Annotated in this window: 12 protein-coding genes and 1 pseudogene; 2 read left to right on the forward strand and 11 right to left on the reverse strand. The window is 43.0% G+C overall.

The features are described 5' to 3' along the window. Positions 1–107 precede the first annotated feature (107 nt). From ACN6MY_RS00170 to ACN6MY_RS00195, 6 genes are all read right to left on the reverse strand, one after another. Positions 108–512: a TIGR03826 family flagellar region protein gene (locus ACN6MY_RS00170; protein WP_419882288.1), complete on the reverse strand. Its 405-nt coding sequence runs from the start codon at positions 510–512 to the stop codon at positions 108–110. Between the two features lie 74 nt (positions 513–586). Then, a complete protein-coding gene (locus ACN6MY_RS00175; protein ID WP_419882289.1) occupies positions 587–1,276 on the reverse strand; it encodes a ComF family protein in 690 nt (229 codons plus the stop codon). Continuing rightward, positions 1,269–2,660 (reverse strand): DEAD/DEAH box helicase, encoded by a 1,392-nt coding sequence (locus ACN6MY_RS00180; RefSeq protein WP_419882290.1) that lies wholly within the window; start codon positions 2,658–2,660, stop codon positions 1,269–1,271. Before ACN6MY_RS00180 ends, ACN6MY_RS00175 begins: the two co-directional genes overlap by 8 nt. A 93-nt stretch (positions 2,661–2,753) precedes the next feature. After that, positions 2,754–3,596: a DegV family protein gene (locus ACN6MY_RS00185; RefSeq protein WP_419882291.1), complete on the reverse strand. Its 843-nt coding sequence runs from the start codon at positions 3,594–3,596 to the stop codon at positions 2,754–2,756. A 574-nt stretch (positions 3,597–4,170) separates the two neighbouring features. After that, positions 4,171–4,857 carry a response regulator gene (locus tag ACN6MY_RS00190; RefSeq protein ID WP_071351782.1) on the reverse strand — a complete coding sequence of 229 codons (687 nt, stop codon included), beginning with the start codon at positions 4,855–4,857 and terminating at the stop codon, positions 4,171–4,173. Between the two features lie 57 nt (positions 4,858–4,914). Beyond that, positions 4,915–6,057 (reverse strand): sensor histidine kinase, encoded by a 1,143-nt coding sequence (locus tag ACN6MY_RS00195; RefSeq protein ID WP_419884267.1) that lies wholly within the window; start codon positions 6,055–6,057, stop codon positions 4,915–4,917. Positions 6,058–6,793: 736 nt separating this feature from the next. On the opposite strand from ACN6MY_RS00195, the gene ACN6MY_RS00200 reads away from it, so the two are divergent. Together ACN6MY_RS00200 and ACN6MY_RS00205 are read left to right on the forward strand one after the other, a co-directional pair. Beyond that, positions 6,794–7,426 (forward strand): YigZ family protein, encoded by a 633-nt coding sequence (locus tag ACN6MY_RS00200; RefSeq protein ID WP_419882292.1) that lies wholly within the window; start codon positions 6,794–6,796, stop codon positions 7,424–7,426. Positions 7,427–7,587: 161 nt separating this feature from the next. Next, complete coding sequence (locus tag ACN6MY_RS00205) at positions 7,588–8,598, forward strand: LCP family protein (protein ID WP_419882293.1); 1,011 nt, start codon at positions 7,588–7,590, stop codon at positions 8,596–8,598. 215 nt (positions 8,599–8,813) lie between these two features. Here ACN6MY_RS00205 and ACN6MY_RS00210 read toward each other — a convergent pair whose 3' ends face one another. The 5 genes and pseudogenes from ACN6MY_RS00210 to ACN6MY_RS00230 form a co-directional block, all read right to left on the reverse strand. Then, the gene (locus tag ACN6MY_RS00210; protein WP_419882294.1) at positions 8,814–9,869 is read right to left on the reverse strand and encodes a glycosyltransferase family 4 protein; all 1,056 of its coding nucleotides are present in this window, start codon (positions 9,867–9,869) and stop codon (positions 8,814–8,816) included. Positions 9,870–10,178: 309 nt separating this feature from the next. Next, the gene (locus ACN6MY_RS00215; protein WP_419882295.1) at positions 10,179–10,910 is read right to left on the reverse strand and encodes a WecB/TagA/CpsF family glycosyltransferase; all 732 of its coding nucleotides are present in this window, start codon (positions 10,908–10,910) and stop codon (positions 10,179–10,181) included. Between the two features lie 595 nt (positions 10,911–11,505). Further along, complete coding sequence (tagH, locus tag ACN6MY_RS00220) at positions 11,506–12,303, reverse strand: teichoic acids export ABC transporter ATP-binding subunit TagH (RefSeq protein WP_419882296.1); 798 nt, start codon at positions 12,301–12,303, stop codon at positions 11,506–11,508. A gap of 17 nt (positions 12,304–12,320) precedes the next feature. Further along, on the reverse strand, positions 12,321–13,127 hold the full coding sequence (locus ACN6MY_RS00225; protein WP_419882297.1) for an ABC transporter permease: 807 nt from the start codon (positions 13,125–13,127) through the stop codon (positions 12,321–12,323). A gap of 4 nt (positions 13,128–13,131) precedes the next feature. After that, positions 13,132–14,346 (reverse strand): annotated as a pseudogene (locus ACN6MY_RS00230) (CDP-glycerol glycerophosphotransferase family protein); the annotation flags it as partial. Positions 14,347–14,409: the final 63 nt, after the last annotated feature.

The following is a 14,409-nucleotide window of genomic DNA, read 5'->3' on the forward strand; positions in this document are numbered from 1 at the left end:
ACGATACAGGGACCTTTGTCATAATATCTCTACTCACTTCTATTTTACTTGAATTTAACGAAAAAAGCCTGCAGATAGATATAGAAATATCTGCAAGCTCCGTGCATTCACTTTGTATAATACGTGGCTTTTTTTGAACGTTCTTCTATTTCGCGCTGACGGTTTTCTTCTTTTTCAAGATTATAGATATCAGTACGAAGAGACTTTGTGCAGTCCCCGCAAAGCTTTCCTTCACGAATTGATTTGCCGCATCTTTCACAGGGAATGCCAAGATTCGGATACTGGGCAATCCGGAGTCTCCCGCTCTTAATGAACCGGATGATCAGCGTTTCTTCCACTTCAGTAGTCTCCACAACCTGCGCCATGGTCGCCGTTCTGTTATCTCTTTTCCGGATATATTGATATACTTTATCAAAATTTGCTTCTTCTTCTTTATAGCAGCTATCGCAAACTTCACGGAAATTATTTTTCACAAACAGTGAATCACAATTTGGGCAATTGCTTAATTCCATCTCTATTCCCCTTTTCATATTCTCTGCCTTTTATATCGAACAGTTTTAAGGAAAAGTGAAGAATTTTTTAAAAATTATCTGGCAAGCGTGAAGGAATGTACCGAACTTGCCCCCGCTAGCAACAATTCTTTGGCAGCATTCCTGATTGTCGAGCCTGTTGTATAAATATCATCCAGTAGCAATATATTTTTCCCAATCACAAAATCAGGACTTTTTACCTGAAAAATTTTCGTAATGACCATCCGTTCTTTTCGTGATTTTTTTGATTGTTTTTCACTGTGTATCCTTGCCAGAATATCCGTGCAATTAAGGCCCGCACATTCCGCCAGTGCTTCGGCCTGATTGAATCCCCGCTCAAACAATCGCTCACTGCTTAACGGGATAGGAACAAGCAGGTCAAACTCCATTTTCGGCAAAGCAGACTTTATATAAGAAGAAAACGCAAAAGCAATCGCATAATCTGCCCGATATTTAAACTTCGCAATCGTTTCTTTTAAAAATTCATTATAGTGAAACAGAGACACATTTCTCTTCAGAATACCTCTCCATTCCGGATCCTGCTCCCACCTGATGCAGTCACTGCACACCTCGCCCTCCCGGAAATCATCACCAAGCACCCTGCAGCAGCTAGAGCATGTTTCACCTGTAAGGAACTGCAGCTGATCTGAACAAGTTTTACAGACATTTTCTTCTTTGTTCAAAAATAGACTATTCCAAGTTAGAGGCTGCTTTATTTCAGTATCACACAGCGGGCAATTACTCATCCAGCAGCCCTCTTTTCTTCGCCTCAGAGTTCATAAGTGAAATGTGGTGCACCGCCGACATCATGCTGTTTGTTTTGCCGTAATGAAAAAAAGTAACATTGCCGCTGTAATGCTGTGAGCTTCTGCCGACACGGCCTGCAATCTGGACAAGCGCACTTTCTGAAAACACCTCATGCTCTGCTCCAATTACAGCCACATCCAGCCTTGGAATCGTGACACCCCGCTCGAGAATGGTCGTTGTCAAAAGCCCGAGTACTTCCCCTTTGCGGAGGGCTGTTACCTTTTCCTTTCTCTCCGGATCCTGAGAGTGTACCGAAATTAACCCTTCATGAAGATGCTGAAAAAGAGGAAGAACACTTTCCATCATGACAATGCTCGGGAAAAACAGCAAAATCGGTGTTTCTGCCTCAAGGCGTTTTTTCAACCAGTCCTTGATAGGTACCGGAATTACTTTTTTTGAAAATTGTTTAGAGTAATTGCCGCACCACTTCATCTCCGGAACAGGAATCGGTTTTCGGTGATAGCGTGCCGGAATGGTGACATGTGTGAGCTTGCCTGTTTTGGCTGAACTTTGCATCTTTTTTGAAGGAGTGGCGGTAAGGTAAATGGTTGAGGATTGAGCTTTTTTTGATTTTTCTGCAGCATACTGAAGGGAGAAATCCATCGAGTAAGGAAACGCGTCAACTTCATCGATAATGATTGTATCGAAGGCCTGTTGAAAACGGAATAACTGATGGGTGGTCAAGACTGTGAGAGGGGCAAGGATGTGCCGCTCTTCGCTGCCCCCGTATAGTGCAGCCACATCAATACCAGGGAAAGCCTGCTTCAACCGGGGAGCTAGCTCTAAAACGACATCTGTTCTCGGAGTGGCAATACAAACTCGCTTTTTCGATTTCAGAGCTGTTTCTATTCCCTGGAACAATACCTCTGTTTTTCCTGCACCGCAGACTGCCCAGACCAGAACCTCTTCATTTCTGGTTACCGCTTCTGCAACTGCTTCAGAGGCTGTTTTTTGTCCTTGGGAAAGCGTGCCATCCCATAGCATAGGATTTTCCGGTACAGCGAAACTGTAATGATCACCAGACCAGCTGTACAAAAGCGAGCATTCGCTCACCCGTCCCATCATGATACAGGAACGACAATAGCTGCACATCTTCCCGCAGCGTTTGCAAGGAAAAGAATAAAACAGCCTCTGCTCGCGGCACCCGCACCTCCTGCAAACAAATCGACCTTTTTCTTTTTCAACACCAGGAGTGCCCGAAACGTAACCCCGTTCCTGATGATACCCAATCGTTTCAAGAGGGAAGGGAATTTCTTCAGCAAGAAGCGAGCGGCCATATAAATGCTTTTGCAGCTCTTTTAAAAAAGGAAAATCTCTTTTCATGTAACACCTCCAGGGAATCCATTCGGTGCATATGATTAAAAATCCTGCCTAATAAAAACAAACAGCCCTAAAAGGACTGCCTGCACCAAAACATTATACTTTGTACCAGCCCATCCCCATCGCGCTTTCTCCGATATGAGTCCCGATTACCGGTCCGAAATAGGAAATGCCGAAATCAGCATTCGGGATTTCTGCCTGAAGCTCATCGCGCCATTGCTTCGCTTCTTCTTCGCACATAGCATGAATGATGACCGCTTTATATTGCCCGCCATCTTTAGCATCTTCTGCCAGCAGGTCCGAAATTCGTTTTAGCGCTCTTTTTCTGGTCCTGATTTTTTCAAACGGAACGATCACCTTGTTTACAAAATGCAGCAGAGGTTTAACCTGAAGCAAGCTTCCAATTAATGCCTGTGCACTGTTCAGGCGGCCTCCACGCTGGAGATGGCGGAGATCGTCAGCCATAAAGTACGCACGTGCCGATGCTTTCATTTCCTCGAGCCGCTCCAGGATATCCTTAGGGCTTTTGCCGTCCTTTGCCATGCGGGCTGCCTCGATTGCATAAAAGCCCTGCACCATGCAGCTGATTTCTGTATCAAACGCGTACACATCAAGATTATCGACCATTTCGCCTGCCGCAATGGCACCCTGATAGGTACCGCTGATGCCGCTCGACAGATGTACACTGATAACAGCGTCATACTCCTTTGCAAGCTCCTCGAATTTCTCCACAAACTGCCCAATTGGAGGCTGCGAGGTAGTCGGAAGCTTATCTGCTTTTTTAACTTCCACGTAAAATTGCTCCGCTGTCAAATCCACCTCTTCCAGGTAAACCTCGTTTCCAAAAACAACATGAAGCGGAACCATATGTATGTTAAGCTCATCACGCACTTCTTTCGATATATACGCAGTGCTATCCGTTACAACTGCCGTTTTCATAGAATAAAACCATCCCTTATAAAAAGATAATGAGCCTCTGATATATACACCATTCTATCTGAAATCAACTCATCATGCATTATATAGTTACCCTTGGTGATGAAACAGACACGGGAAGTTTTTTGAATTGGAACTGACTCTGCCGCCGAATTTTCCTGCCTTAGATACGCTTTTTCATTAAAAGAATGATGTTTTCTTTAAAAAAGTCATTCTAAGAACATATCACTCTTTAAAAAAGCAGCTTTTTTCTGAGAAACTAATTCAAAACAGCATATAATTTCCATTTAAATGGATAATCGATTACGATTGGGTCCTGATTAGAGCCAAATAGAGTCCCATTCGAGCCAATTCACCCTCCATTAGAGCGAAATACCCTTTTATTCGAGCCAAACCCTGATTATGCCGATTCTTCTTAAGAGCCTAACAGAGATTCAGCCTCCGCACCATTTTCCAGTTAACAGATAATCATTTACAAATACATCCTGATTTGAGCCAAACTTAAAGATACGCTCTTTTAGCAACGCTCAAAAAAAAAGCCCAGCCCCATAGGAGCCAGACTTCTTCCGATATAATATTATTTCACTTCCACCCAGCCGTTTTTAATTGCAAGGACTACGGCTTGTGTGCGGTCGTTTACATTCATTTTTTGAAGAATGTTGGACACGTGGTTTTTGACGGTTTTTTCGCTTATGTATAAAGTTTCCCCTATGCCGCGGTTGCTTTTTCCGTCAGCCAATAGCTGAAGCACTTCGCATTCGCGTCGTGTAAGCAAGTGCAGCGGCCTTCTGATTTCAGGGCCAAAAGATGACTTGCTGCTGTCAGAGTTCGGCTCTGTAGCGAGTCTGCGGTATTCTCTCACCAGATTGTGAGTGACCTTCGGGTGAAGGTAAGAACCTCCGTCAGCTACTACCTTGACTGCTTCTACCAAGGCATCTGCATCCATTTCCTTCAGCAGGTATCCCTGTGCACCTGTTTTTAAAGCGTGCTGCACATAGTTTTCATCGTCATGGATGGACAGGATGATTACTTTTGTCTCCGGATATTGGGAGATCAGCATCTTTGTAGCTTCGATTCCGTTTACTGTCGGCATGTTGATGTCCATCAATACAACATCTGGATTGTGTTCTTCAACAAGGCTGATTGCATCGCTGCCATCGTCGCCTTCTGCCACAACGTCGAAAGAATCTTCGAAGTCTAATATTCTTTTTACCCCTTCACGAAAAAGCTGATGGTCATCAATAATGATTATATTTGTTGTCACGGGCTTCGCCCCCCTAATTCTACGTTTTCTGTTTTTTTAAAATTTTATATGCTTTGCTTATACTTTTAAAGGTACCTGGATCATGACAAGCGTGCCTATGCCAGGCTGGGAATTAATCGTGATTTCTCCTTCAAGAAGATCCACACGCTCCCTCATTCCCATCAGGCCGAACGAGCCTTCTTTTTGCTGTGAGGCGTCGAATCCGCTGCCGTCATCCTTCACCATGACCATGACCATTTCGCGTGTCATCGACAACTTGACCGAAATGTTCTTCGGACTGGCATGCTTGATGGCATTTTGGATGGATTCCTGCACAAGCCTGAATAACGCAACTTCCATCTTCGGAGGCAGCCGCTTTTCTTCCCCGAGATTTATGAAGCTTAATGTAACATTTTCATTATAGTCTTCGGTTGTCTGCAGGTATTTTCTTAGGGTAGGAATCAGCCCAAGATCATCCAGTGCCATCGGGCGCAGATCATAAATGATTCTGCGGACTTCATAAAGCGCATTTCGGACCATGACCTTCAAGCTTTTAATTTCTGTCATAGCTTCATTTGCGCCGCGGTCGCGGTAGACCCTCTCGATCAAGTCAGAACGCATCATCACGTTCGCCATCATCTGGGCAGGACCATCATGAATTTCGCGGGAAAGCTTCTTTCGTTCCTCTTCCTGGGCTTCAATGATCTTCAGGCCAAAGTCTTGCTTCCGCCGTGCATCCTTAAGAGCCTCGCCAACCTGTTTAAGATCGCTCGTGAGATAATTAAGGACAACGGATATTTGCGAAACAAGATGATCAGCTCTGTCGATCGTTTGCTGCAAGCCTTTTAATCTTCTTTCAAGATCATCGCGCCGTACACGGAGCTGTTTTTCGAGTTGACGGTTCATTTGCAGATCTATCTGCAGCTTATGCGCCTTCTCGTAGGCATCGCGAACCTGTTCTTCTGAAAAATTATTAAAGAACATGCTAACCTCTGAAAGCCGTTTTCTGGCATAGCGGGCTTTTGTGTCCAGAGAATCACTTTCATCAATGACTGTGGAAACCCGCACCCGGATTTCTTCAAGCTCCTTAGAAGACTCTTCAAAGTCACGGCGGCACTGCTCTTCAATTTCGAAGATTTCAGATTTGCTGTCACCTACAGTTTTCACCATGGTTTCTAATATCATGTCCAAAGAATTTATATCTAATTGGTTAATGGACATCAGGATTCCTCCGCTTATATGAACAAATTGGTTTATGTAAGTGATCGTATCCACTCTCGCTGTGTTCAGTAATCCCATCAATGAAAAGCAACCTTCGTTGACAGCTGACTTTACACTTATTCCCTCTTCATTGTAACAAATATCAGAGCAAATACGGCGAATTACTGTAAAAATATTAGGAAAAGAGATACGATACAAGAAGCGATATATTTTATTAAAAAACACATCGCACACAATGTATAGAAATTGATTAGTATATCCTTTATCCTAATCCATACTATACAAAAGAATCAAATGGAAGAATCTTTATATTTCGTCCATATATTTCAAAACCCTGAGGCTATTATGCAGTTACAACCCTTGATATCCCTGAAAAAATGGGTAAAGAGACATGAATGTCGAAAAACATTTCTTGATTTTTTATGGAAAATATTCTTTTAAGCATACAACACTATTTTACGATAGTAGTTTAATTGAACATTAGTACTAATTATATCATGGAATTTTCTTGGATATATTAAAATTCTTTTACATTCCGTTACCTTTACATTACATTCGACCGATAAATGAAGGGAACTATTCATTATAGTAAAATAGTCTTATCGCTTAAAACCACCCTACTAGGTCTAATTACTCACTATTGATCTATAGAACAATAACAAAAAAGGCCCATTGCCATAATTCAATATGCATATTGGATCTGACGGGGGAAACCCCAATAGAAAGGAGAATCATTTTGCTTCCACATTATTTGACTGTAAAGGGACAAGGAGAAAATGAGATTGTAATTGAGCGATCGCGGTTCATTGCCTCTATCGCCCGAACTGAAACAGAGGAAGAAGCTTTAGCATTTATCCAGGAAATCAAGAAAAAATACCGCGATGCCACCCACAACTGTTCAGCCTATATGATTGGCGAACAAAACCTGATTCAAAAGGCGAATGATGACGGCGAGCCTTCAGGGACGGCTGGGGTGCCAATTCTAGAAGTATTGAAGAAAAAGAATATGAAGGATACCACTGTTGTCGTGACCCGTTATTTCGGCGGCATTAAGCTAGGTGCAGGCGGGCTGATCCGCGCCTACAGCAATAGCACATCAGAAGGAATTGAGGCAATCGGCGTTGTAGAAAGAAAGCTTACGGCCGTCATGCATACAAAGCTTGAATACACTTGGCTTGGAAAAGTGGAAAATGAGCTGCGGTCTTCATCGTTTCCTATTAAAGAGATAGAATATCTTGATTCAGTCATCTTCCAGACCTATGTCGCTGCCTGCGAGAAACAGCAATTCATCGATTGGATGACAGAATTGACGAATGGGCAGGGAATCATTACCGAAGGGGAAACGATCTATCTAGAGACAGATGTTTAGCATTGATTTCATTTATTACAGTGTCACTCCTTATTTGTAAAGAAAATTTTATTTTACGGATGGTGAAATTCAAGGTAAAATGAATTTTGATTTACAACTATATCATCTAGAAAAAGAAGATGGCAGTTTAGAGCTGCTGTTTTTTTAAAGGAGTAGTAACAATGGCAAGAAGGCGTGTGTACAAGATTAGGAAAAGAAAGAAAAACCGCAGAAAACTTTTACTGTTTCTCGTTCCCCTATTCATCCTTGGCTTAGGAGCTTCTGCTTATGCGGCTTCCATCTATGTGAAGGCAAAAAGCGTGATGGACGATTCCTACAAATCTATCGGCACCTCGGATAAGCGCAAAACGGCTGTCAATCCAATGGCGGACAATGTGTCCATTCTGTTCATTGGGGTAGATGACAGCACAAAGCGTAAATTTAATGGCCATGCCAGATCTGATGCCCTTATGCTTGCCACTTTTAATAAAAAAGAGAAATCTATTAAACTGCTCAGCATCCCGCGTGACTCTTATGTATACATTCCAGGCAAAGACCGGTATACAAAAATTAATGCGGCCCATGCATACGGCGGGCCAAAAACCACGATCCAGACTGTAGAGCACTTGCTTGACGTTCCCGTTGATTACTATGTCCGCATGAACTTCAATGCCTTCATCGATGTAGTGGACGCTTTAAACGGCATTGATGTTGATGTACCGTATGATTTACGCGAACAAGACTCTAAAGACCATAAAGAAGCCATTCATTTGAAGCCGGGCATGCAAACCCTTGACGGTGAACAAGCTCTCGCACTTGCCAGAACAAGACACCACGACAGCGATATCCAGCGCGGCGAACGCCAGCAGCAGATATTAAAAGCGATCATGACAAAGGCAACATCTGTCGGCGCTGTTACCAAATATGCAGACGTCATCCAGGCAGTGGGCAACAACATGGAAACAAATCTTAAGTTCACCGAAATGAAGTCGTTCTTAAGCTATGTAACAAGCGGCGCAGGACTTAACATTGAAACTATCAAACTCAAAGGCGCCGACAACTACACAGACGGCATCTACTATTATAAGCTTGATGAAGCATCCGTCGAAGAAGTGAAAGCGGCCCTGCAGAAGCATTTGAATGTCACCTCTAAGGACGACCCAAACGGTTCAGCAGACAGCTCTTCCTACTAAACGGCGAAACCCTCCGCAAAGACTGCGGAGGGTTTTTATATAGCTCTGTTAAACTTGCCGGTTGATTGGAACGTAGGGATGCTTTATAAGCTCGGCTATTTAGTATTCAGGCCTTCCAGACAAAAATCTACAGATATTCGTGGCCTCCCATATCTTATATAAAAAAGCGCCCTAATCAGCTCGTTCTTGAACAAGAAGATTAGGGCGCTTTTTTATTAAGGCTTCTGTTTTCTCGGTGCAAACATCTTCAGCAGCGGCTGGTAGTTCGATCCGATCAAGCCTACCTTTTCTACTATTATTTCAATTGTGATTAATAGAATCGCAACAATCAGCAATGCCCCCCACTGGGTAGCGAAGGAAAAGATAATGGCCGCGAGCCCGAATGATGCAGCAAGTGCATAAATAAGGACAACAGTCTGTTTATGCGAAAATCCGACATTTACTAAGCAATGATGCAAATGGGACTTGTCCGGCGCCGAAATCGGTGTTTTGTTCACCAATCTTCTGATGATGGCAAAAATGGTATCTGAAATCGGTACACCAAGTATAATGATCGGTACAATCAATGAAATGACTGTAATATTTTTAAATCCTAATAGTGAAAGGACAGCAATGATATATCCAAGGAACAGCGATCCTGTATCGCCCATGAAAATCTTGGCCGGGTGAAAGTTATATTTCAAAAAGCCAAGTGAACTGCCTGTTACAATTAAGGAAATTGTTGCTACAAAGATGTCTCCCATCACAAGCGCCATGACGGAAATCGTGACCAGAGCAATGGATGAAACACCTGCTGCCAGCCCGTCCAGGCCGTCAATAAGGTTAATGGCATTTGTGACTCCAACAATCCAGATGATTGTAATTGGAATGCTCAGCGCCCCAAATTCAAGCTCTCCTCCGAAAGGAAGATTGATGAACTGAACCTGGATGCCGCCCCAGAAGATAATGATGAGGGCTGCGCCCACCTGTCCGGCAAGCTTCATTTTAGCGCTTAATTCATAAATATCATCAAAAATTCCGATTAAGACAATCAGGCAGGCGCCTGCTAAAATCGGCAAATAGTTTTCATTTGGAACATCCGGCCGAAAAATAAGAAACGAAATCGCAAAGCTTAAAAATATCGCTAAACCGCCCATCCGCGGCATGATCTTCTGATGGACCTTACGTTCATTTGGCTTATCGGTAGCTCCCCATTTAAAGGCGAGCTTAGATACAAACGGAGTCAGTACTATTGACAGGAAAAAAGCTGTCAACAAGGCTCCTATCAACATATGACCCACCTCTTCATTCAGCATTCATCATAATCGTGTAATACCCTGTTCTTTACAATGTCGAAACCACACATATATATTCACTTTATAAATTTACATAAATTCAATAAATAAATCACTCTCAACTACAAATTATATATGTTTTCAACAGAAAACACTACAATAAGTTTTCATGCCTGAAGAATTTTGTAAAAGTCCTTCTGCTTTTGTCGGAACCGCAGTCTGCAAATCCCCCTATTCTTAAGGTAACCTAAATTCAATCCTTTATGAATCAGCACTTAATTAGACGATTGAAGGAAAGGATTAGTTTCAAGCCCGGCTTTTCTTTGAAAGCATGACCTTAACGACAAAAAGAGGCAAAACCAGCATCCTTCTCCATCTCGATGGCTGCTGAATGAGCCTGTACAGCCACTCCAGGTTCAGCTTCTGCCAGAATTCTGGCGCCCGTTTGACAGTCCCTGCAAGGATATCAAAGGTTCCGCCGACACCCATGAACACGCCCGATTCAAATAAATGGGAATGCTGTGATATCCACTCCTCCTGCTTTGGAAATCCCAGTGCAGTGAAAATCATATCAGGCTGATGTCCCGCGATTTTATGCGCTAGATCTTGATCATTAATATCTATATATCCGTGGTGATGGTGCAAGCGGATATTCGGGTACTGCCTGTTCACCTCAGCTGCTGCAGCCTCAATCACGTCTTCTGCCGCTCCAAGCATATACACACCAAGATGATGCTCATTGGCCACCTTCAGCAGCTCCATTGTAATCTCAAAGCCCGGCACGCGCTCCTCAAGGGGTGTATTCAGCATCTTGGCAGCAAGAATGATCCCAGCTCCATCAGGAATAATATAATCTGCTCCAAGGATAATCTTTTTGTAGCTTTCATGTTCATTTGCATATTCCACAATCTCCGGATTTGCTGTTACTATGAACGTCTTTTCTCGCTTCAGGATTCGCGGTACAAGAACATCCCGAATAAACGACGCTTTATTTGTATTAAAAAATGGTATGGATAACACATTAATAATTGAACTCATTATAGCTATTCAGCCTTTCTCATGACTATGCCTATTATTAAGAATATGTAAATTCTCTCTCATCATTATCGTCGAAAAGTACCCTGAAGAAAAGAAAATAGTGATATTCTCTAAAAAATGGCTCTTTGTCCACGTGTTTAGGTTCTCCATAAGAAAAAAGGGCCATTAATTTACTTTTCCAATACAAAACGGGCTTCTTAATTTCCAGTTAAATGGATAATCGAACCCGATTACACCCTGATTCGAGCCAAATTCCCGTCCATTAGAGCGAAATCCTGCTCGATTCGAGCCAGATTCCATGTGACTCGAGCCAAATCGAATTCTCCAGCCTCAAAAACACAACAAGATATAACTTTGGCCCCTGTTTAGGTTCCCCATGTAAAAAACTCTTTCAGTACAATTCAACTTATTTTCTTCCAATTAAATGGATAACCGAACCCAATTACACCCTGATTCGGGCCAAATCCCCGTCCATTAGAGCGAAATTCTGCTCCATCCGAGCCAGATTCCATGTGATTCGAGCCAAACCCAAATCCAGCCCCTAAACAGAAAAAAGAGAGAGCCTATAAAAAGCCCTCCCTCCCTCTTTCTATTCTCAGACAGTAGCTTTGCTTCGCTTCTCTGTCGCGTCTTCACGGTATTTTTTCTTTTCTGCCTTAGACATGGCCTTGTAATCCTTGAGGAACTTTTCATACTTTGGCATGACTTCGGTAATCGGGCCAAAAGCCTTGACCTCGCCATATTCAAGCCAGAGGGCTTTATCACAGAACTCCTTCATCTGGCCTAAGCTATGGCTGATGAAGAACATGGTTTTTCCTCTGTCTTTGAATTCGTTCATTTTTTCAAGGCATTTATCTGCGAATGCTTTGTCACCAACTGACAATGCTTCATCGATGATCAGCACATCAGGATCAATATGAACGGAAATCGCAAATCCTAGCCTCGACTTCATTCCGCTTGAGTACGATTTAACAGGCTGGTCAATAAACTTGCCGAGCTCGGAAAACTCAATGATTTCAGGCTCCAGATTGCGGATCTGTTTTTTATCAAAACCGAGCATGAGCATCTTTAGCTCAATGTTCTCCCGTCCTGTGAGCTGATTATTCAGCCCGGCAGCCACGGCGATGAGCGCTGTTTTACCATCGATTTCTACGCTTCCTCCAGTTGGGGGAATGATGCCGGCAATGATGTTAGACAGAGTTGATTTACCGGAGCCATTGACTCCTACAAATCCGATCACATCGCCTTTTTCCGCTTCGAAGCTGATGTCGCGAAGCGCAAAGAAATCTTCTCCATAGCTTTTTGGAAGCAGAAGGTCCAGCAGTTTTTCGGAGTTTTTATTATAAAGCTTATAGCGTTTATTCACATTTTTAACAACAACGGATTTATCCAAATTTCTCACTTCCAATTTTACTTGAAATCGACAAAGCGGTCCCTGAACCTTAAGTGAAGAGCAGAACCAATGATAAATAATACGATGGTCAGCACCCAGAAATACAGGGTGTACTTATAATGATCAACAAGGTACCAGGAATGGCCAAGCAAGGCGGCACGGTAGCCTTCCACAATATAATAAAGAGGATTGGCTCTCATGATCTGCCCAAGAAATGCCGGGTTCCACTTGTCTTTAAACCAAAGGATCGGCGTTAAATACAATAATACCCTCATCAGCGATTGAATGACCATCTGAACATCCCTGATGATTGTGGTGAGTGTTGAGGTAATCAGCGACAGTGACACCAAAAAGGCAAGCGTCGCAAACAGGAAATATGGCAATTGCACAATATAAAAAGTCGGCGGATATCCTGAAAAAGCCAGAATGATGATGACAGCCGCAAGCAGCATTAAATGCTGGTAAAACTTCGCCAAGATGACATACGTCGGGATGACGCTCACTGGAAAACTCATTTTTGAAATCATGTTAAGCCTTGAGTAGATGGCCTTTGACCCGAGTGTAATCGACGGGCTAATTAAAAACCACACCGAAATCCCCGCAAGCAGCCATGGGAAATAAGGATCGTCCCCAATATCACTGCGGGGCATAATAAAGCCAAAAACATACCAGTAAATGGCGATTTGTATCATTGGATTTATAATTTCCCAAAGTATGCCCAAATAATTATCGTTATTGCTGCTCTTCATTTCGTAGGCTGATAATCGCCTGACTAAATAAAAATTCTTTATTTGTTCGTTTAATACGGTCAAAGCAGATCTCATAATCTTATACAGACCTTCCTAACACTTTTTCTATCACCCGCTGTGAGGCATGTCCGTCTTCCAATCCGCAAAATTGTTCATAGAAAGCAGCGGAATTTTCATCCGGGACAAATCCCTTCTCTTCCTGGGCCTTAATTTCGCGGATCACCTCATCCGTCGTTTTCACGAGCGGCCCGGGCGCCGAGGCTTCAAAGTCAAAATAAAAGCCGCGCAGCCTGTCTCTGTAATTTTCAATATCATATACAAAAAACAGCATCGGGCGTTTTAAATTCGCATAATCAAAAAATACCGAAGAGTAATCGGTGATCAGCATATCTGATATCAGATACAAATGGCTGATGTCACCATAATTTGAGAAATCATAGGCAAAGCCTTCAAAATCGGAAAGCTCCAGATTCTCTGAAATCAGGTAATGGAGGCGAAGCAGGATGACATATTCACTTCCAAGCTTCTCTCTCATTTCATTCAAATCAAGCTTGAGGGAAAACTTATAGCGGCCTTTTGCGTAAAATTCGTCATCTCTCCAGGTCGGAGCATACAGAATGACTTTTTTATCAGCCGGAATCCCCATTTTCTTTTTTAGCGACGAAATTGAAGCGGAGTTGTTTTCGTTATAAAGCATGTCATTTCTAGGATACCCTGTTTCAATGACCTTGCCTGGATCGACCGCAAAGGCTCTCGAAAAAATTTCCGAAGAATAAGGATTTGGCGAGATTAAGTAATCCCACTTGCTTGATTCTGCATGGAAATTTTTCTTGTAGCTTTCTGTGTCAGTTCCAGGCATATAGACTTCCTTCATATCAGCAGCAAGCTTTTTCAGCGGTGTGCCGTGCCAGGTCTGCAAATATGTGGTGTGCTTTGGCTTTGGAATCCAGAGCGGCAACCTGCTGTTTGAAACCCAGTAGGAAGCTCTCGTCATCTTGAACATCCAATCCACAGAAAAGCGCCTTAAATACGGCACTCCCTCGCGTTCAAAATTAGCTGTGTATTTTTTATCCGCACTCCAGTACATCTTATACTCTGGGTGCGTCTTCTGCAAATACTCATAAATTGCCCTTGGATTGCAGCTGTACTGCTTTCCGAGAAAACTTTCAAACACAATCAGCTTTTTGTCTGCAGGCAGGACGGCACCGCAGATCCTGAAGGCTGTTTTGTAGGCACTTGTAACCAGGGATTTCACCCTGTGTTTAATAGCCGAAAGCGATAATCTCTTCGCTTTCGGGGCCGCTCCAGCCGCTTCTTTTGTTAATTGCATGTTTCTTCCCCACTTCTGATCCAAACA

The sequence above is a fragment of the Peribacillus sp. B-H-3 genome, assembly GCF_048572925.1.
GTDB lineage: Bacteria > Bacillota > Bacilli > Bacillales > DSM-1321 > Peribacillus.

Coding starts and splice junctions, on each gene's coding strand:
- ACN6MY_RS00170 (WP_419882288.1), bottom strand. CDS start 512: ATGGAATTAAGCAATTGCCCAAATTGTGATTCACTGTTTGTGAAAAAT.
- ACN6MY_RS00175 (WP_419882289.1), bottom strand. CDS start 1,276: ATGAGTAATTGCCCGCTGTGTGATACTGAAATAAAGCAGCCTCTAACT.
- ACN6MY_RS00180 (WP_419882290.1), bottom strand. CDS start 2,660: ATGAAAAGAGATTTTCCTTTTTTAAAAGAGCTGCAAAAGCATTTATAT.
- ACN6MY_RS00185 (WP_419882291.1), bottom strand. CDS start 3,596: ATGAAAACGGCAGTTGTAACGGATAGCACTGCGTATATATCGAAAGAA.
- ACN6MY_RS00195 (WP_419884267.1), bottom strand. CDS start 6,057: ATGTCCATTAACCAATTAGATATAAATTCTTTGGACATGATATTAGAA.
- ACN6MY_RS00205 (WP_419882293.1), top strand. CDS start 7,588: ATGGCAAGAAGGCGTGTGTACAAGATTAGGAAAAGAAAGAAAAACCGC.
- ACN6MY_RS00210 (WP_419882294.1), bottom strand. CDS start 9,869: ATGTTGATAGGAGCCTTGTTGACAGCTTTTTTCCTGTCAATAGTACTG.
- ACN6MY_RS00215 (WP_419882295.1), bottom strand. CDS start 10,910: ATGAGTTCAATTATTAATGTGTTATCCATACCATTTTTTAATACAAAT.
- ACN6MY_RS00225 (WP_419882297.1), bottom strand. CDS start 13,127: ATGAGATCTGCTTTGACCGTATTAAACGAACAAATAAAGAATTTTTAT.